A 19,027-nucleotide genomic window follows, 5' to 3' on the forward strand; every position below is an offset into this window, starting at 1 on the left:
AACTACTGCTCCTGACCTGTAGTAGGTGATATTGGAGAGGAGATTGTTATCTTTGCTAAATGCAAGAACAGACGAATAATCCATTGCACGGAAAGAGACTCGATACGATCATTAATGATCTTGTCGAATATTATGGATGGGAAGAATTGGGACGACGAATTTCTATTCGGTGTTTTAATGAAAATCCAAGTGTCAAATCTTCTTTGACTTTTCTTCGAAAAACACCCTGGGCTAGGGAGAAAGTGGAAGAACTGTATGTGAGAATGCTTAAGAAAAAATAATCTTTAATCATGGTTTCTCAAGTCAAAGGCCTATCTTTATTATCGTGATATTACTATATGTTGTCGCATGAGAAAAAGTGTAAGGTGTTTAGTTAGAAGGTTCTTATGTAAATAATAGTTAAAAATAATTTAAAATAAGTCAAAACAATTTTAGGTACATTCGTGTTGTCTCTATTAGAAGCTACCAGTTTGGAATAAGAAATTATGAAAACAATCAGACTGCGTTATATTTAGATTTTATGTTGTTCTAAAACTTACCTTGGGGAGGTATGGAAGCTACTGTCGTTACGATAGTGGCTTCTTTCGTAAAATAGGGTGGGGAGGTCTTCTTTGGATCGAACCCCGTGGGGGTCTCATCCCCATGTTCTAGAAGAGAGAAAGTGTAGCGCTGTATGATGTTGTGTGTGGAAATAAAAAAAGAGCTCAACTGTAGTTGAACTCTTTTAGAAGTCTTAGCGGAGAGAGTGGGATTCGAACCCACGGTACCGTTTCCAGTACGACAGTTTAGCAAACTGTTCCTTTCGGCCACTCAGGCATCTCTCCCTGTTTCGACAGTGCAAACATAAGGCAAAAAAATCATTTAACAAATTTTAAATGCTGTTTTTTTGATAATTTTTCGACTCCTAATATTAACCTATTGAGATTCATTTATTTATTGTAAAACATCTTTTTTCTTGCTCAGATCGTAGTCTATACGGACGTGATAAATACTCATTAACATGTTTTTGAAAATGTGTGCAACGTCGTTAATATCTTTCATCGTGATGTTGGCATTTTCAAATTGTTTTTGCATTAATTTGTGTTCGATGATTTTATCGACCAGATTACTGATAGAGTCTTTTGTAGGCTCTTTTAGAGCTCTAGCAGCTGCTTCAACAGAATCTGCCATCATAAGGACGGCCGTCTCTTTGGAGAAAGGGATAGGTCCAGGGTAATGGAAGATCGTCTCGTCAACGAGTTTTTCGGGATTGTCGCGAATAAATTCGTTGTAAAAATAATCTACCCGTGTCGTGCCGTGGTGACTCTTTATGAAATCGATAACAACTTCCGGTAATAGGTTGCGTTTTGCGATCTCAACCCCCTTGATCACGTGAGAGATGATAATCTGTGCACTTTGTTCGGAAGTGAGTTCTTTGTGGGGATTGACACCGTTTTTTTGATTCTCTATAAAGTATAGTGGGTTGATCATTTTGCCGATGTCGTGATATAACGCTCCGGCTCTTATCAGTAGAGGGTTGCCTCCAATTTTATAAACTGCTGCTTCTGCTAAATTTGCTACTTGTAATGAATGCTGGAAGGTTCCCGGAGCTTTTAATGACAACTCGCGCAAGAGCTTTGAATTGCTATTGGTCAGTTCCATCAGTGTTAAGTCTGAAACTATACCAAAAAGCTTCTCGAAAGCATAAATAAGAGGATAAGCTAAGAGCGTAAGGCCTACACTTACGATGAAGGGGCTTATATCGTTCCAGTAAACATTCGTCACAGAGCCGTTTCGTGTAAGAACTAAACCAATATAGCCTATAATATACGTAGCCAGAATCAGTACGCTGGAAATTAGAAATTGCTCTCGCTTGACCATAGTTCGGATACTATAGATAGCAACTAGCCCCGACATAAATTGTAAAAAAACGAAATCATAGCTGTTGGGGACGAATAGGGCTGCAATCAGAACCATCAACAAGTGTATGTTCAGTGCGACACGGGTGTCGAATAAAATTCTGAAGATAATAGGAACCCCACAGTAAGGAATAAAGTATAAGCTCGATATCTTAATCTCTATAGACCAAGATAGGACACCAAGCATGGCGAGGATAACGATAAAGATAATGACGAGAAGTCTATTGCTGTCATAAATCTGACGTCTAAAGAAATAAAGAAAGACCATCAAGAGTGTCATTGCTAGCCCAACCAATAAAAACTGACCCAAAGCGACATAATTTCTATTACCCGTTATTTTGGCTTCATCCTCAAATACTTTACGCAATGACTCTAGTTTTTGGTAGGTGTCATTGTTTACGATTTTGTCTCTTTCGGCGATAAGTTCTCCTTTTTGAACCATCCCTCTGGTGCTTGAAATGTTACTTAAGGCCGTTTGTTCGATTTTGTCGGTAAGAGATTCATTGTAAATCAAGTTTACGGTGATATAATTTTTGAGTACATCGATAAACCATTTTTTTCTGGTGATCTCTTTGTCTCGGTCCAAACTTAATTTAAGGAACTCATAAGCTGTCTCTATGGTAAAACAATCGACCGTGTTTTTCTGTGTAGCGACGTTGTTGTTGAGTAGCGTGAAATTGTAATTAGCATCTGTCTCATTAAGCTTCTCGGTGTCTGTGCCTTTGGTTTGGTAACGGTTGTTAAGAGAAAGGACACCTCTGTTGTAAATTGCCGTTAGCAATTCTACACCTTTCTTTTTGTAGTACTCTATTTTTAAGGATGGTACGGTATCCATTTGACTACTTTGCCATTTCTCGGCGAGATCTGTCGTAAATTGATCGATTTGTTCTTTGTTTATTGAAGTGTTTAGGTTGTATACAGGTTGTACAGTCTTTAAGATCTGTTGTTTATCTTTGTCCAGTTCTTCTTTTGTCTTTAATACAGCAAAGTTGTAAGGAGAGACGAGATTATCGTGGTTCCAAGCTTTTCCTTTCTGGAATTCGTATTCGAATCGTGGCTGTTTTGGTAAGAAAAGACAGATTAATAAAACGGTAACAATGACCATTCCGTATTTAAAGAATAAGGAATTGCCATGTATTTTAGAATCGATGTAGTTTATCTTGAGTTTTGCCACTGTATTGCCTGTTTATGTTTATAACACTTGTACAAAAGTAACTATTATTCGGGATTTTTTTTTTGAGGTTTCTTTAGGACTATCTAAACTCTATTCTGAAAGTTGTAAGGTATCTATTCGCTAATGCAAAGCATTTTCTTTAGGTTTGTATTGGGTTTTAATGATTAAAGAACATGTCAAACAATAAACACTTGATAGCACCGTCGATCCTGGCGGCTGATTTTGCAAATCTAAGTTCTGATATTAAAATGGTGAACGATAGCGAAGCGGATTGGTTTCATATCGATATTATGGATGGTGTTTTCGTGCCTAATATTTCTTTTGGGTTTCCAGTAATGCAGGCCATCGCCAAACATGCGGTCAAACCGCTGGATGTACATTTGATGATTGTTGATCCGGACCGGTACCTGAAAGTCTGTAAAGATAGTGGAGCAGCAAATATTACGGTTCACTACGAAGCCTGCCCTCACTTGCATCGTACATTGAGTGCAATCAAGGAGTTGGGCTGTAGGGCGGGAGTAGCATTGAATCCGCATACACCTGTACAGTTGTTAAAGGATGTTATACAGGATATTGACTTGGTGTGTATCATGTCTGTAAACCCAGGGTTTGGTGGACAGAAGTTTATTCAGAATACCTACACCAAAATCAAAGAGCTTAGACAATTGGCAGCGGGAGTCAATGATAACCTTATTATTGAGGTTGATGGGGGAGTGACGTTGGATAATGCGGCTCAACTTGTGAAAGCTGGGGCAGATGCGTTGGTTGCCGGATCTTTTGTATTCAGTGCTTTAAGCCCTATTAATACAATCAAAGAATTAAAAATGGTTGATTATCCACCGCAAATGGCGTAGAGAGCATTGTATGTGCAAAATAGTTTAATAAGGCAATTCCTCAACAGAATTGCTTTTTTGTTAACTGGAGGATTTATTTTATACAGCCAAATTTTATATCAAACGCAAATAGTTATTTGGAATAATTCCAAATTATTCAAACGGTTGCCTAAATTGTATTTAAACCCTGATTTTTGTTATTTTTGCATCGAAAAAAATAAAGATTATTGCTAAATAATTAATAAAAAGCGGTAGGATTTAAAATTGTATTTAACCGCCTAAAAAATATAGAAAAACTAAAAATGAGTATTTACAACGATTACATACTAGAGACTGAGGAAAGAAAAAATATAGGATTACATCCAAAACCGATAGACGGTGCAGAATTGACTAGTGAGATTATTGGACAAATCAAAGACCTAAATCATGCGGATAGAGAGGAATCTTTAAGGTCGTTCATCTATAATACGCTGCCTGGTACAACTCCTGCAGCTGGCGTGAAAGCCAAGTTTTTAAAGGAAATTGTTTTAGGCGAAGCGATCGTTGCTGAAATTACAGTAGACTACGCTTTTGAATTGTTGTCTCATATGAAGGGAGGACCATCTATCAAGGTTCTTTTGGATTTAGCTTTAGGAAACGATGAGACAATAGCGAATCAGGCGGCAGAGGTTCTTAAAACACAAGTTTTCCTATATGATGCAGATACAGCTCGTTTAAAATCTGCTTACGATAATGGTAATGCTATCGCGAAAGGAATTTTAGAAAGTTATGCAAAAGCAGAGTTCTTTACAGGATTGCCTGCTGTAGCAGAAGAGATAAAAGTGGTAACTTATATAGCTGCTGAAGGTGATATTTCTACGGATCTATTATCTCCGGGCAATCAAGCGCACTCTCGTTCGGATCGTGAATTGCACGGTAAATGTATGATTACGCCAGAAGCCCAAGCCAAGATTCGCGCCCTACAAGAGCTACATCCCGATGCCAGCGTTATGTTGATCGCGGAGAAAGGTACTATGGGTGTCGGTTCTTCACGTATGTCTGGTGTTAATAATGTGGCTCTATGGACAGGTAAGCAGGCTTCGCCTTATATTCCTTTCGTAAATATTGCTCCCATAGTAGGTGGAACAAATGGTATTTCTCCAATTTTCTTGACTACAGTTGATGTAACAGGGGGGATTGGGATCGATCTAAAAAACTGGAAGAAACAAGTTGACGCAAACGGAGATGTGGTCCGCAACGAGAATGGAGATCCTATCTTGGAAGAAGTTTACTCCGTAGCAACTGGAACAGTTTTAACCATCAACACCAAAACTCAGAAATTATATAATGGAGCAGAAGAACTAATTGATATATCAAGATCTTTGACTCCTCAAAAAATGGAATTCATCAAAGCGGGCGGTTCTTACGCTATCGTTTTTGGTAAGAAAATACAGACCTTTGCTGCTCAGACTTTAGGCATCACAGCGCCGATAGTTTTTGCGCCTTCAAAGGAGATTTCAAATGATGGTTATGGTCTAACAGCCGTTGAAAAAATATTCAATAATAATGCCGTTGGGTCTACGCCAGGAAAGATTTTGCATGCAGGCTCTGATGTTCGTGTTAAAGTAAATATTGTAGGGTCTCAGGATACTACAGGTTTGATGACTTCCCAAGAGTTAGAGGCAATGGCTGCTACTGTTATTGCTCCTACAGTTGATGGTGCATATCAGTCCGGATGTCATACAGCTTCAGTTTGGGATAAAAAAGCACAGGCTAATATTCCTAAGTTAATGAAGTTTATGAATGATTTTGGTGTCATTACGGCACGTGATCCTAAAGGAGAGTATCATTCAATGACAGACGTTATTCATAAGGTGTTAAATGATATTACGATCGACGAATGGGCTATCATCATCGGAGGTGATTCGCATACACGTATGTCAAAAGGGGTTGCTTTTGGTGCTGACTCTGGTACTGTGGCATTGGCCTTAGCGACAGGTGAAGCATCTATGCCGATTCCTGAGTCTGTGAAGGTTACATTCAAAGGTACGATGAAGCAGCACATGGACTTCCGTGATGTGGTTCATGCTACTCAGTCTCAAATGTTGAAACAGTTTGACGGCGAAAATGTATTCCAAGGTCGCATTATTGAGGTTCATATCGGAACTCTATTGGCGGATCAGGCGTTTACATTTACAGATTGGACTGCTGAGATGAAAGCAAAAGCATCGATATGTATTTCTCAAGATGATACTTTGATTCAATCCCTGGAAATAGCTAAGTCGCGTATCCAGATCATGATTGATAAAGGTATGGACAATAAAAACCAAGTTTTACAAGGTTTAATTGATAAAGCAAACAAGCGTATCGAAGAAATTAGATCGGGTGCTAAACCTGCTCTTACGCCTGATGATAATGCCAAATATTATGCTGAAGTTGTCATTGACTTAGATATTATAGAAGAGCCAATGATTGCGGATCCGGACGTAAATAATGCCGATGTTTCTAAACGCTATACGCACGATACCATACGGGACTTAACCTTTTATGGAGGGGACAAAAAGGTAGATTTGGGCTTTGTGGGATCTTGTATGGTTCATAAAGATGACTTAAAAATCGTTTCTCAAATGTTACGTAATGTAGAGAAACAACAAGGTGAGGTTAAATTCAACGCTCCTTTAGTGGTGGCTGCGCCTACTTACAATATCATTGATGAGTTGAAGGAAGAAGGAGATTGGGAGTACTTGCAAAAGTATTCGGGTTTTGAATTCAGTGATTTACTGCCAAAATCTGCCGCACGTACCGAATATGAGAATATTATGTATTTAGAGCGTCCAGGCTGTAACTTGTGTATGGGTAATCAAGAAAAAGCTGCAAAAGGAGATACGGTGATGGCGACATCTACTCGTTTATTTCAAGGCCGTGTGGTAGAAGATAGAGATGGAAAAAAAGGAGAGTCTTTATTGGCGTCTACTCCAGTCGTTGTATTGTCGGCAATTTTAGGACGTATTCCAAACATTGAAGAGTATAAAACGGCAGTTGAAGGGATTAACTTAACAAAGTTTACTCCGATGTCGATTAAATAATCCGGTTGTAATTTTAAATATACGTACCGAGTTTACTATAAATTTAAGACGAGGCTATCCTGAAGGATGGCCTCGTTTTTTTATGTACTGTTTTGGAACTATTTAGTTAGAATCATTTTAAATAGATTAAGTGACAGTATTTTGAAAATCAATTCTAAAAATAATTAGTAAATTGTAATAAAATAGCATTAAGTAAGAACGAAATAATATATTATGGCTTTTGATATTGAAATGATTAAAAAAGTTTATTCACAGTATGATGAGCGTATTAAAGCAGCTCGTCAGATCGTTAATAAACCGTTGACACTTTCTGAAAAAATCTTATACACGCACCTTTGGGACGGGAACGCAACAGAGGCTTATGAGCGTGGTAAATCGTATGTAGACTTTGCGCCAGATCGCGTAGCTATGCAGGATGCTACAGCCCAGATGGCTTTATTGCAGTTTATGCAAGCTGGAAGAGCTAAAGCCGCTGTTCCATCTACGGTGCACTGTGACCACTTGATTCAAGCTAAAGAGGGCGCTGACAAAGATCTAGCTCGTGCTAAGAATGAAAGTTCAGAAGTATTCAACTTCTTGAGTTCTGTTTCGAACAAATATGGAATCGGTTTTTGGAAACCGGGAGCTGGAATTATTCACCAAGTAGTGTTGGAGAATTATGCTTTTCCTGGCGGAATGATGATCGGTACCGACTCCCATACGGTAAATGCCGGTGGTTTGGGGATGGTAGCTATTGGCGTAGGGGGAGCAGATGCTTGTGATGTAATGGCAGGCTTACCGTGGGAATTAAAATTCCCTAAATTGATCGGTGTAAAATTAACGGGTAAATTATCGGGCTGGGCTGCATCTAAAGATGTGATTTTGAAAGTCGCTGGTATTTTAACTGTAAAAGGTGGTACTGGTGCAATAGTAGAATATTTTGGTGAAGGTGCTGAATCTTTATCTTGTTCTGGAAAAGGAACAATCTGTAATATGGGGGCTGAAATTGGAGCAACCACTTCTACATTTGGTTATGATGCTGCTATGGAGCGTTATTTACGTGCTACAGATCGTGCTGATGTGGCTGATGCAGCTAATGCGATTAAAGAACATTTGACCGCAGATCCGGAGGTCTATGCCAATCCAGAGCTTTATTTTGATCAGTTGATTGAAATAAACCTTTCGGAACTGGAACCATCTTTAAATGGTCCATTTACTCCTGATTTATATACCCCAGCTTCACGTATGCGCGAAGAGGCTCAAAAGAATGGCTGGCCTACAAAGGTAGAATGGGGATTGATTGGCTCATGTACAAACTCTTCCTACGAAGATTTGGCTCGTGCCGCTTCTATTGCTCGTCAGGCAATTGATAAAGGTTTGGTGACTAAGGCGGAATTTGGTATCAACCCTGGATCTGAACAAGTACGCTATACTGCAGATCGAGACGGGCTATTGAAAACTTTCGAAGACCTAAATGCAACAATCTTTACCAATGCATGTGGTCCATGTATCGGTATGTGGGATCGTGCTGGTGCAGACAAGCAAGAGAAAAATACAATTGTTCACTCTTTCAACCGTAATTTTGCAAAACGTGCAGATGGCAACCCTAATACTTACGCATTTGTAACTTCTCCTGAAATGGTAGCGGCTATCGCTATCTCCGGTGATTTAGGTTTTAATCCTGTCACAGATACATTGACGAATAAGAATGGAGAGCAGGTCAAACTTGACCCACCTACAGGAGATGAATTGCCAACGAAAGGATTTGATGTAGAAGATCCCGGATATCAGGCTCCCGCTGCAGATGGTTCATCAGTGGTCGTAGAGGTATCTCCAACTTCTGATCGCCTTCAGTTATTAGAACCTTTCGCAGCATGGGAAGGTACAGATTTAAAAGGCTTAAAATTATTGATCAAAGCCAAAGGAAAATGTACAACGGATCATATATCTATGGCTGGCCCATGGTTGAAATATCGCGGTCACCTGGATAATATTTCGAATAATCTTTTGATTGGTGCTGTCAACTATTTTAACGAGAAGACAGACAATGTACAGAATCAGTTGACAGGTGAATACGGTGCTGTGCCTTCTACTCAAAGAGCATATAAAGCTGCGGGGATTGGTTCTATTGTCGTTGGTGACGAGAACTACGGTGAAGGTTCTTCCCGTGAACATGCCGCAATGGAGCCTCGTCATTTGGGAGTTCGTGCGGTATTGGTCAAGTCCTTTGCCCGTATCCATGAGACTAATCTAAAGAAACAAGGGATGCTAGGTTTGACTTTTGCTAATAAAGATGATTACGATAAGATACAAGAGAATGATACAATCGATATCATTGGATTGACTGAGTTCGCACCAAATAAACCGCTGACACTTGTGTTGCATCATGCGGATGGCTCAGAAGATAGTATTTCTGTAAATCATACCTATAATGATCAACAAATCGAGTGGTTTAAAGCAGGTGGTGCTTTAAATATTATTCGTAAAAATCAGGCAAAATAATAATAATTGCCAATAACATGAAAGGTCGTACTATACAGTATGACCTTTTTTTTGAAGGTGTTTGTTCTATAAGGACATCAAGAATTTTTTCATAACAATGTTCTTTATTGACGGCATTCAAGAGCTCACCCGCTATAATCAGGTTCGGTTCATGCCTGTTGGTGATCTAGAAGAATCATGAAAGTTTTGTGGGGCAATAAGTTTAGCTTTTTGCTGTTGACATACCTTTGTCAACGATGCCAGTATCTTTGGGTATAATCAAAAGAAAAACATATATGAACACGCAAGGTATTATTTCAAAAGAAGAGCTTTTAAAAAATTGGCAGGGTCACCGTACATTGACTAGACGAGTTATTGAAAAATTTCCGGAAAAGGATTTATTTGAATTTTCGATAGGAGGAATGCGTTCCTTTGGAGATTTGGTAAAAGAGATGTTGTCTATTGCTGTTCCTGGACTGGAAAGCATTGTGTCAAATAAAATTGAGAAGTATGATCATAATTTGCCACTGAAGACGAAAGAAGAGTTGTTGGCCCGTTGGGATGCCGATACGCCAAAAATAGAGATGCTTTTTAATCAAATACCAGTAGATCGCTTTAAAGAGAATTTTAAGCTTTTTGGCGAATATGAGTTTCCAATCGTCGAAAACATCCAATATTTTATCGATAATGAGATACATCACCGAGCACAAGGCTATGTTTATCTTCGGGGATTGGGGATTGAACCTCCTTTTTTCTGGGATAGATACTAAGGAGTATATAAAATAATGGAAAAGTGACCTCTGTAAAAAGAAGGTCGCTTTTTTATTTTATGTTGATAATTTATAGTGTTGTTATAGATGATTTTGTATGTTCGCGTACGAAAAACATGAATATGACGCAGACGGTAAAGTTAAAGAAGACAACACTTTGGTTGATGACCATCGCATCAGGCTTGGTCGTAGCTAATATATATTATAATCAACCCCTGTTATCGTTGATGGCTACAGATTTTGGAGTCAGCGAAACAGAGGTCAGTAAGATTTCAGTTTTGACTCAGATAGGTTATGCCTGCGGATTGCTATTCATCGTACCTCTAGGCGATAAGGTTTTTCGCAGAAGGTTGGTATTGGCGGATTTGGTGATTGTGTTTGCTTGTTTGATTTGGATATTTTTTGCGAAATCTTTTTGGATGCTATATGCAGCTCACTTTATATTAGGTGTGACCTCTGTTATCCCACAGTTGTTTGTCCCTATGACAGCGGAGCTATCGGATCCAGATCAACGATCTGCTAATATTGGTATGGTGATGTCAGGCTTATTAATGGGCATATTATTGTCTCGAATGTTAAGCGGGCTTGTGGGCGATCTTTGGGGATGGAGATCGATGTATGCTATAGCTTCCGCACTTATATTAGTTACCTGGTTGGGTATTTTCAAATTTCTACCCGATCTAAAACCTAATTTCACGGGAAGTTATGCGTCTTTATTACGTTCGGTAGTTCAGATGGCCAAGAGGTATCCTTTATTACGTTTGGCCTCTTTTCGCGGGGCTATGGCTTTTGCAGGGATGTCTGCTGTCTTCACCACACTGGTTTTTCATCTAGAAGGACCGCCTTTTAATGTAGGTGCCACGGTGGTGGGGAGCTTTGGTTTGGTAGGGGCTGTTGGAGCATTAGCAGCAGCTTTCGTGGGACGGTTTACTCGAAAATGGTCGAACTTTAAAATAATAACGGTTGCATTGAGTATTTTGTTAAGCAGCTGGCTATTTACTTTCGGGGCTGGTGATACCTATTGGGGGCTAGTGGTTGGTATCATTTTGTTGGATTTAGGGCTACAGGCCTCGCATATTATGAATCAAACGGACTTTTTTTCGTTAAATGCAAAGGCTACAAACCGATTGAATACCGTTTATATGGTTTCGTATTTTATTGGCGGATCGTTAGGCACACTGACAGCAGCTTGGGCTTGGGAGCATGGACAGTGGGCTGCTGTTTGCACTGTAGGTTTTGCCTTTAACATCATGGCACTAATAGCTCATGTATTATTTGCAAAAAAAGTAAGTGTCTAGTTCTGCTACTTGATTCTACCGGCTTTAAAAATAATAGGAAAGTTGACTCTCCTAATTTCTACAGGTCCCCAAGCATTACGAAGATCTTTTTCAATTTGAGTTACTGGATTACTCCCGTGTGCCTTCTGATAATGTTGAACGGCGGACCAGGTGTTAAGATAACCGATTAGATTTTCTATCTTCCAGAGTTTGATATTTGTAACTTCGGGTGTTTCAAGCTCACGATAAGGAAAAGGAATACTTTGGTAGCGTTCTTGGATATGTCTCCTCTCTGGATCCCAATATTGACCAATAATATCGGCGTAGAAGGACTGGACTATAGCATCAATTTCTGGGGTAATATGATTTAATTCGTACCCTATTAATGCGATAATACTATTTGGTCTGCCTACTCGCTTCACTTCATTATTGAACTTTTCTAAATCGAACCAATGTACAGCCTGCGCAACGGTAATCAAATCAAAACTATCATCGGCGAACTGTGTGTGCTCTGCTTTTTGAATAGAGTAGTGGATGTTGTCTGCTTGGTAGGCATGTTTTAGCTGCTGTGCACTCATGTCAGTAGCTTCGACCCAGGTGAAGTCTTTAGCAAGTTCACGGGCGACTTGCCCATTGCCGGTTGCGCAATCCCAGGCTCTTTCTTTTTCTTTTAACAGGGGATACAGAAAATCATAGATTGTTTGCGGATAGTCAGGTCTGAACTTCGCGTATTTGTCCGATATAGTAGAAAAGTTATCTTTCATGATGCCATATCTTTTCTATAAATTTAGGAAAAATAATTTGGAAATTTAACGAATTAAATTTAGTCGTATTTGAGTATGTCTGCAATGTGGACGTAATCGCCACGTTTTATCCCAATACTCTCCCTATAGTTAGTTTTTTTGTTGTGACCATTCACTCCTTAGTATCGAAAATATGTTGAGATCAAAGTATTGTTGATCATGACGTTCTACCTGTCTTAAAATCCCTTCATGAGCAAATCCTAATCGTAATGGGATAGCAGCGCTTTTTGCATTGTTTATTGCTGTGAGAATTTCTATACGTTGAAAATTCAAATCTTGGAATCCGATTTTTAACAAGGCCGTGCAGGCTGTTGTGATTATTCCTTGCCCTTGACAATCTTCGGTAAGCCAATAACCTATTGAAGCATTGTTGTTGACTTTATCTATCTGGTGCAGACCTATGCGTCCAACTAATGTATTGGTTTTAAATATATTGTAGCTTAATTCATCGCCTTGTGTACAGTTTTCTTGAGATTTTTGAAGGTATGTTATACTGTCATTTACGGAGTTTACATGCGCTACCCAAGGTAGAAATTGACCCAGATAAGATTTGTTACTTTGGATCGCATTATAAAGTGCTTCTGCTTGGTCTGGAGAACTGCTTTTTAAGATTATGCCTGAGGAAATCTGAATTTCTGGAATGGTGGAGGTATTGTATGTCATTTCTAAATAACTCTATTTTTATTGTTTTGTTTTTCTCGTTATCCGATTTTGGCGATTCAACGTGTTTTTCCTGATGCCTATGTTTCAATACAGTTTAGACTTTTTTTGAGAATGGTTTTTACCGCTTCTTTGAGTACTGTAGGTTCGATAATCCAAGCATCATCTGCAAACATCATAAACCATCGGGCAAAGTAGTCAAGTGGGCCTTTGTATTCAAAAAAAAGATCCGTATGTCGGGTTGATCTATCCTCGTGCGTAAATCCAAAGTACGCCTTTTGCCAATCCAGATGGGGGGCTGTGTCTAAACCCACACGTATATGTACAGAGATTGGTGTAATATTGTTCTTTCGATTGGCCATTAATTCGGCTAGACTAATATGCTCTCGTGTAAAAGTGGCCGTAAGAAGTTCGATCGAAAAGATACGATCTGCTCTAAATTGCCTATAGTCATTGCGCTTTAAGCAGTAAGCTCCTACATACCAAAAATTGTTCTCATGAAATAAACCAATAGGTTCAATAGTTCTAGCTTCCGGTTGCTTATCAATAGTTCCTTGATAGGAGAGGGCTACCTGTCTTTTGTGGGCTATACTCTCAAAAAAGGTCTGTAAAGCGTGAGGCACGGACTGGTTGAATGTTTCGTAACTAGACTTGCTCATAATGATCTGATTCTCGATCGTAGAGATAGAGTCCCTTTCATTGTGCTTTAAAACGGACCTTATTTTATACATGGCTGATTTATAATCAGACATGAGCTTTTTGTCCATAAATTTTTCCATCAGCTTTTCTGCCCCAATAAAGCTAATAGCCTCTTCTTTGGAAAATACAATTGGGGGCAATCGGTAGCCCTCCACTATGGAATATCCGCTTCCGGCTTCTCCTATGATGGGCACTCCTGCTTGTTCTAGACTTTTAATGTCTCGGTAGATAGTTCGAAGGCTTACTTCGAAACGGTCAGCAAGTTCTTGGGCTTTTACCACTCTTTTGGATTGTAATTGAATAAGAATTTCTACTATTCGATCAAATCTCTTTTTTAAATCAACAGACACGTTTTTCTTTTTTTGGTTAAACTTAGAAAAAAGCTTTGTATTATTGAAGTTCCGTTTAAAAAAGATAAATTAATCTCCTATTTGATCGGGGCGTTAATTACAAAATACAATTCGTTAAATTTATAGTATGGCTTGGGTTGAAATTCCAGAAAGATACATGATAGCAGACGGGAGTATTCGACAGGTTTCCGTTCCTGGGTTAACATTTTGCTTGGTTTTTCATGAAGGGAGCTGGGTGGCCTTTTCAAAAAAATGTCCACATGCTGGAGCACCCCTGGAGCAGGGCTGGTGTGTGGCCGGATTTGTAGTTTGTGCCTATCACAGACAACAGTTTGATCTGAAAACAGGTAAAGGAATAGTTGGACAAGGAAATTATATTACAATTTATCCTTTGCAAGTGATCGAAAATAAGTGGTATATTGATGTAAAGGAAAGCTTTTTGAAAAGGCTTTTTTCAAGGAGCTAAAATCAGTTTTGGATAATAGCTCCTGAAAAAGAATTGACTCAAGTAGCGCTAACCTATCTTTAGAGAGGTCATCGTTAGTGATCCTGCAATGGCTTGATCATTAAAAATATGTACATCTTCATTCTTTTCCTGAAGACCTAGACTGTAGAGCAAAGGCATATAGTGCTCGGGCGTTGGAATTGCTAGTTGAAATTCTACCCCTTGTTTTTTGTAGTCGATCAAAGCTTGGTGATTGCGATCAATAATGAATTTTTTCATCGTCTCATCAGCATGTTTTGCCCAATCAAATGCATACCCTACCGTATTAATATGTGACCAAGACACCTTAGATAGGTTGTGTACATTATTTCCGCTGCCTACTATAAGTACTCCTTTGTGCCTTAGTACGGATAGTTCTTTGGCTAAGGCATAATGGAAGGAAGGGGGCTGGGTATAGTCAATACTCATCTGAATAACGGGAATATCTGCTTTGGGATAAAGGTGTTTTATAACAGACCAGGAACCATGGTCTAATCCCCATTTATCATCTAAATGTACATCTGTGGATTGAACGATGTCTTTGGTTAGTTTAGCCAGCTCTGGCGATCCAGGAGCTGGGTACTGAACGTCAAATAACTCTTGAGGAAAACCTCCAAAGTCATGAATCGTCACAGGGTTCTCCATAGCGGTAACATAAGTACCACGTGTCTCCCAGTGTGCAGAAATGACCAGGATGGCTCGAGGGGGCTCGATCTCCTTGCTTATTTGTTTGAATCCCTGAACAAATTCATTGTCCTCAATGGCATTCATCGGACTGCCATGACCGAGAAAGAGAACAGGCATTTTACTACTGTTGTCGAGACTATCAATAAAACGGTTGAGTGAGCTGAGTTTCAAGGCTGCTCCTGTTAGAGGTAAGACTGAGGCTGCAGTCAAAAATTGCTTTCTATTCATATCTTCCATTTCTCTATTATTTAATAATGAAAACTACGTAACAAAGGTGCGGTATTTATACTAGGCGTTGGTATAAGAATTTGGTCAAAAAGTATTGATATTAGGTTATACGCTGTCGCATATCCTGTCGAAACTCGCTCGGTGTGAACCCTGATTTCTTTTTAAATACACTGGTAAAGTATGCTTTGTCGGTATACCCTAGTTCGAATCCAATCTCTGCGATGTTCTTTTCCGTGGTAAATAGTAGATTTTTTGCCTCGGTTAGTTTGCGCGTTTCGATGATTTCTAAAACTGTTTGTTGTAAGATCCGCTGTGTTATATTATTTAGCGCACGCGGAGTCATGAATAGTTTTTCAGCATAAAAATTTACGCCTTCGGGACGTCTAAAGTTGTCTTCAAGAATAGCGAGAAAACTTTGGAAGGTAAGGTTTTGACTGTTCAATGTAGGCTGCAGATCCCCGGTGCTCTTCTTCCGTTCGACATCTATCATAATAAAAAGGGAGGAAAGAAGGTTACGGACAACGCAAAGTTCTGGACTCAATTCCTTCATTTCGTCATTTATCAAATGACATATTTTATCTAGACGATCTAAATACAAGTCCTGTCTCAATTGAAAATTAGCTTGATCATGATAAGAGTTGTACAGCTGAAACGTGATTTCCGGAATAAATTCGCTTTTAAAACGGATAACCCAGAAATCACAGTGGCCATTTCGAAGATCGGGCTGAATACGGTGCAGCTTACCTTTTGTAACAAAGGAGATAAAAGGGGCGTCCCATTCTTGTACCTCATAGTCTATAAAATGAGTTAGTTTTCCTTTCAATCCGATGATTAGTTCCTCAAAATCATGCTTATGAGGGACATTTATACTGCTCTTAATGCTTTCCGCCTCCTTAGCATCGACCTTGTAAATTTTGAATAACTCGTCCATAGGTTAAAGATAAATTAAAGTCATTGTGTCACCTAAAAGTTTTTTACTTAAAAAAAATGCAAGGGCGCTTTAGTAAGAAATCTAATTTTTGTACCTTTGCATCATCAATTCAAGCTATGAGTGACGCTATAAAACACGAGTGTGGTATTGCACTTGTCAGACTATTAAAACCCCTCTCATATTATCAGGAAAAATATGGAACTCCTTACTACGGGATTAACAAAATGTATCTTCTCATGGAGAAGCAACATAACCGTGGACAGGATGGGGCTGGTATTGCAACAATTAAATTTGATGTAAAGCCAGGTAATCGATACATCAGCCGGTATAGGGCTATGGGATCCACTGCCGTTGCAGATATTTTTGAATACGTTCAGAAAAAATTTGCAGCAGTAAATAAAGCTTATCCAAAGGAATCTAAAGATACGCAGTGGCTTAAAGACAATGTTAGTTTTACTGGTGAGGTACTATTAGGGCATTTACGCTATGGTACACACGGCAAAAACAGTATTGAAAGTTGTCACCCGTTTTTACGTCAAAACAATTGGATGACTCGAAACCTTGTGGTGGCTGGAAATTTCAATATGACTAACGTAGATGAGCTTTTGCAGCAGCTTTATGATTTAGGACAGCACCCTAAAGAGCAGGCAGATACGGTTACTGTATTGGAGAAAATTGGTCACTTTTTGGATGATGAGAATCAAGAACTCTTCGACCAATTTAAAAAAGAAGGATATTCTAATATTGAAATTTCTTCGCAAATAGCAAAAAATCTGGATGTAGCTAAGATCTTAACCCGATCAGCCAAAACTTGGGACGGCGGTTATACTATAGCTGGAATTATAGGTCATGGCGATGCATTTGTGATGCGTGACCCCGCAGGCATCCGCCCTGCATTCTTTTATCAAGATGAAGAGGTTTTAGTAGTCGCTTCCGAACGACCTGTTATTCAAACAGCTTTTAATGTTCCTTTGGAAGCTGTGCAGGAAATTAAACCTGGACATGCTTTAATTGTTAAAAAAGACGGAACAATTTCTCAAGAGATGTTTAGACAGCCAGTAGAACAAAAATCTTGTTCTTTTGAGCGTATCTATTTCTCTAGGGGCTCTGATGCTGATATTTATCAGGAACGGAAATCTTTAGGTAAGTTGTTGTGCAATCAGGTCTTGACGTCGATCGATAATGATATTAAGAATACTGTTTTCTCATTTATTCCTAATACTGCCGAAGTATCATACTATGGTATGATGGAAGGCATGAGTAAATATGTAAGAGATTATCAAAAGGACGTTTTACTGAATAGAGATGAAAAGATCTCCGATCAAGAATTGGATGAAATCTTAAGTATACACCCGCGCTTTGAAAAGTTGAATGTAAAGGACGCCAAGCTCCGTACATTTATAACCCAGGATGCAGATCGTCAGGATATGGTACAGCACGTATATGATACCACCTACGGTATCGTTAGAGACCATGAAGACACCATAGTCGCTATTGATGATTCTATTGTTAGGGGCACCACATTAAAACAGTCTATATTAACTATATTGGATCGTTTACATCCTAAGAAAATCGTGATTGTTTCTTCAGCTCCTCAAATACGTTATCCAGATTGTTATGGTATCGATATGTCAAGGATGGGTGAGTTTGTGGCTTTTGAAGCGGCGATTAATCTCTTGAAGCGCAACGGAATGTCGCATATCATAGACGAAGTATATCAAAGATGTTTGGCATCTGTTGCTAAACCTAAAGATGAGATCGAGAACTATGTGAAAGCAATATATGAACCTTTTACAGATGATGAGATTTCGGAAGAAATTGCCAGGATCGTAAGACCACACGATCTGAATGCGGAACTGGTTGTTATTTTCCAAACTCTTGATAACTTACACACGGCATGTCCAAACCATAAAGGTGATTGGTATTTCTCTGGAGATTATCCAACGCCAGGTGGAAATAAAGTCGTTAATAAGGCGTTTATGAACTGGGTTGAAGGTAAGAATGTAAGAGCTTATTTCAGCAGTTAAATCAATTGCTATAATGAAAAAGATAAAGGCTAATCCAATGGATTAGCCTTTTTTGCTATATAAATGAATTACTGAATGAGGCTTAAATGTATACTTAAACATAGTTTAAGTATCTAGGGGGCTATTAGTCTTCTAGAATAGCCAAGTCATCTCCATCGTACAACCATTCTGCGGTATCGTAGATTGACTCTAAATTTGTGATTTCTAAATCTTTAATCATAACATTTAATTTTATTTAATACAAATGTAATGGAGATTTGTTAGTTGTATATTAGTGTTGTATTAATTTTATGTTAATCGTTGTTAAATTAACCTACCGTCTACGTAATACCATGTTCCTTGAAGTTCTTTGAAGTTAGATTTTTCATGATGGACATATTGAGCCCCGCTTATTAAGTCTTGGTATCGGGCTTTGAACTCAACCGTGAGAGTTGTGGATTTGACGATTTCTAATCCGAGCCAAATATTTTCTAAAGCCCATTTCTTAATGTCTTGTTTGTTCTGGAAGCGACGTGTAGAGGGATGAAAACTATTGTACAAGAAGTCTATGTTTCCAATAGCAAAGGCACTATATCGTGCGCGCATCAACATCTCTGCCGAGCTGGGAGATAGTATTCCATTATGTATTCGAGCGCAGCAATGTTCAAATTGGAAAGAGCTTCCACAGGGACATTCCATAGT

15 protein-coding genes and 1 tRNA gene are annotated in these 19,027 nt (G+C 38.9%); 8 read left to right on the forward strand and 8 right to left on the reverse strand.

What is annotated here, in order from left to right; all coding sequences use genetic code 11:
* Positions 1-59 precede the first annotated feature (59 nt).
* Positions 60-281: a VF530 family protein gene (locus tag B5X76_RS18045; RefSeq protein ID WP_079645315.1), complete on the forward strand. Its 222-nt coding sequence runs from the start codon at positions 60-62 to the stop codon at positions 279-281.
* 456 nt (positions 282-737) lie between these two features.
* On the opposite strand, the gene B5X76_RS18050 is transcribed toward B5X76_RS18045, so the two are convergent.
* Both B5X76_RS18050 and B5X76_RS18055 read right to left on the reverse strand, forming a co-directional pair.
* Positions 738-824, reverse strand: a tRNA-Ser gene (locus tag B5X76_RS18050).
* A gap of 109 nt (positions 825-933) precedes the next feature.
* A complete protein-coding gene (locus tag B5X76_RS18055; protein WP_079645316.1) occupies positions 934-3,072 on the reverse strand; it encodes an HD family phosphohydrolase in 2,139 nt (712 codons plus the stop codon).
* Positions 3,073-3,245: 173 nt separating this feature from the next.
* On the opposite strand from B5X76_RS18055, the gene rpe reads away from it, so the two are divergent.
* From rpe to B5X76_RS18080, 5 genes are all read left to right on the forward strand, one after another.
* Positions 3,246-3,926, forward strand: a complete 681-nt coding sequence (rpe, locus tag B5X76_RS18060; protein ID WP_079645318.1) for a ribulose-phosphate 3-epimerase — start codon at positions 3,246-3,248, stop codon at positions 3,924-3,926.
* A 281-nt stretch (positions 3,927-4,207) separates the two neighbouring features.
* Complete coding sequence (locus B5X76_RS18065; RefSeq protein ID WP_079645320.1) at positions 4,208-6,970, forward strand: bifunctional aconitate hydratase 2/2-methylisocitrate dehydratase; 2,763 nt, start codon at positions 4,208-4,210, stop codon at positions 6,968-6,970.
* 213 nt (positions 6,971-7,183) lie between these two features.
* Positions 7,184-9,451, forward strand: a complete 2,268-nt coding sequence (locus B5X76_RS18070; protein ID WP_079645321.1) for an aconitate hydratase — start codon at positions 7,184-7,186, stop codon at positions 9,449-9,451.
* Positions 9,452-9,726: 275 nt separating this feature from the next.
* Positions 9,727-10,200: a DinB family protein gene (locus tag B5X76_RS18075; protein ID WP_079645359.1), complete on the forward strand. Its 474-nt coding sequence runs from the start codon at positions 9,727-9,729 to the stop codon at positions 10,198-10,200.
* Positions 10,201-10,316: 116 nt separating this feature from the next.
* Positions 10,317-11,498, forward strand: a complete 1,182-nt coding sequence (locus B5X76_RS18080) for an MFS transporter (RefSeq protein WP_079645360.1) — start codon at positions 10,317-10,319, stop codon at positions 11,496-11,498.
* Between the two features lie 5 nt (positions 11,499-11,503).
* Here B5X76_RS18080 and B5X76_RS18085 read toward each other — a convergent pair whose 3' ends face one another.
* The 3 genes from B5X76_RS18085 to B5X76_RS18095 all read right to left on the reverse strand — a co-directional run bounded on the left by B5X76_RS18085 (position 11,504) and on the right by B5X76_RS18095 (position 13,989).
* Positions 11,504-12,241 (reverse strand): class I SAM-dependent methyltransferase, encoded by a 738-nt coding sequence (locus B5X76_RS18085; RefSeq protein ID WP_079645322.1) that lies wholly within the window; start codon positions 12,239-12,241, stop codon positions 11,504-11,506.
* Between the two features lie 129 nt (positions 12,242-12,370).
* Positions 12,371-12,943: a GNAT family N-acetyltransferase gene (locus tag B5X76_RS18090; protein ID WP_079645324.1), complete on the reverse strand. Its 573-nt coding sequence runs from the start codon at positions 12,941-12,943 to the stop codon at positions 12,371-12,373.
* 77 nt (positions 12,944-13,020) lie between these two features.
* Complete coding sequence (locus B5X76_RS18095) at positions 13,021-13,989, reverse strand: helix-turn-helix transcriptional regulator (protein WP_079645326.1); 969 nt, start codon at positions 13,987-13,989, stop codon at positions 13,021-13,023.
* A 127-nt stretch (positions 13,990-14,116) separates the two neighbouring features.
* On the opposite strand from B5X76_RS18095, the gene B5X76_RS18100 reads away from it, so the two are divergent.
* Positions 14,117-14,455, forward strand: a complete 339-nt coding sequence (locus B5X76_RS18100) for a Rieske (2Fe-2S) protein (RefSeq protein ID WP_079645327.1) — start codon at positions 14,117-14,119, stop codon at positions 14,453-14,455.
* A gap of 48 nt (positions 14,456-14,503) precedes the next feature.
* On the opposite strand, the gene ygiD is transcribed toward B5X76_RS18100, so the two are convergent.
* Positions 14,504-15,397 (reverse strand): 4,5-DOPA-extradiol-dioxygenase, encoded by an 894-nt coding sequence (gene ygiD / locus B5X76_RS18105; RefSeq protein ID WP_245801084.1) that lies wholly within the window; start codon positions 15,395-15,397, stop codon positions 14,504-14,506.
* A 91-nt stretch (positions 15,398-15,488) separates the two neighbouring features.
* Entirely contained in the window at positions 15,489-16,319 is an 831-nt protein-coding gene (locus tag B5X76_RS18110; RefSeq protein WP_079645328.1) for an AraC family transcriptional regulator, read from the reverse strand.
* A gap of 116 nt (positions 16,320-16,435) precedes the next feature.
* Between B5X76_RS18110 and B5X76_RS18115 the strand changes: the two genes are divergently transcribed.
* Positions 16,436-18,346 carry an amidophosphoribosyltransferase gene (locus B5X76_RS18115; RefSeq protein ID WP_079645329.1) on the forward strand — a complete coding sequence of 637 codons (1,911 nt, stop codon included), beginning with the start codon at positions 16,436-16,438 and terminating at the stop codon, positions 18,344-18,346.
* Between the two features lie 303 nt (positions 18,347-18,649).
* Here the strand turns inward: B5X76_RS18115 and B5X76_RS18120 are convergent, their stop codons facing one another.
* The gene (locus B5X76_RS18120) at positions 18,650-19,024 is read right to left on the reverse strand and encodes a YchJ family protein (protein WP_079645330.1); all 375 of its coding nucleotides are present in this window, start codon (positions 19,022-19,024) and stop codon (positions 18,650-18,652) included.
* Between the last annotated feature and the right edge of the window lie 3 nt (positions 19,025-19,027).

This window comes from Sphingobacterium nematocida, from assembly GCF_900168125.1.
In the GTDB taxonomy this organism is placed as follows: Bacteria; Bacteroidota; Bacteroidia; order Sphingobacteriales; family Sphingobacteriaceae; genus Sphingobacterium; species Sphingobacterium nematocida.

What these genes read in the sequence shown, in the direction of transcription:
- B5X76_RS18120 (WP_079645330.1), bottom strand. Translation starts at nt 19,024, where the DNA reads ATGGAATGTCCCTGTGGAAGCTCTTTCCAATTTGAACATTGCTGCGCT.
- B5X76_RS18090 (WP_079645324.1), bottom strand. Translation starts at nt 12,943, where the DNA reads ATGACATACAATACCTCCACCATTCCAGAAATTCAGATTTCCTCAGGC.
- ygiD (WP_245801084.1), bottom strand. Translation starts at nt 15,397, where the DNA reads ATGGAAGATATGAATAGAAAGCAATTTTTGACTGCAGCCTCAGTCTTA.
- B5X76_RS18080 (WP_079645360.1), top strand. Translation starts at nt 10,317, where the DNA reads ATGAATATGACGCAGACGGTAAAGTTAAAGAAGACAACACTTTGGTTG.
- B5X76_RS18070 (WP_079645321.1), top strand. Translation starts at nt 7,184, where the DNA reads ATGGCTTTTGATATTGAAATGATTAAAAAAGTTTATTCACAGTATGAT.
- B5X76_RS18045 (WP_079645315.1), top strand. Translation starts at nt 60, where the DNA reads ATGCAAGAACAGACGAATAATCCATTGCACGGAAAGAGACTCGATACG.
- rpe (WP_079645318.1), top strand. Translation starts at nt 3,246, where the DNA reads ATGTCAAACAATAAACACTTGATAGCACCGTCGATCCTGGCGGCTGAT.
- B5X76_RS18110 (WP_079645328.1), bottom strand. Translation starts at nt 16,319, where the DNA reads ATGGACGAGTTATTCAAAATTTACAAGGTCGATGCTAAGGAGGCGGAA.
- B5X76_RS18115 (WP_079645329.1), top strand. Translation starts at nt 16,436, where the DNA reads ATGAGTGACGCTATAAAACACGAGTGTGGTATTGCACTTGTCAGACTA.
- B5X76_RS18085 (WP_079645322.1), bottom strand. Translation starts at nt 12,241, where the DNA reads ATGAAAGATAACTTTTCTACTATATCGGACAAATACGCGAAGTTCAGA.
- B5X76_RS18100 (WP_079645327.1), top strand. Translation starts at nt 14,117, where the DNA reads ATGGCTTGGGTTGAAATTCCAGAAAGATACATGATAGCAGACGGGAGT.
- B5X76_RS18065 (WP_079645320.1), top strand. Translation starts at nt 4,208, where the DNA reads ATGAGTATTTACAACGATTACATACTAGAGACTGAGGAAAGAAAAAAT.
- B5X76_RS18075 (WP_079645359.1), top strand. Translation starts at nt 9,727, where the DNA reads ATGAACACGCAAGGTATTATTTCAAAAGAAGAGCTTTTAAAAAATTGG.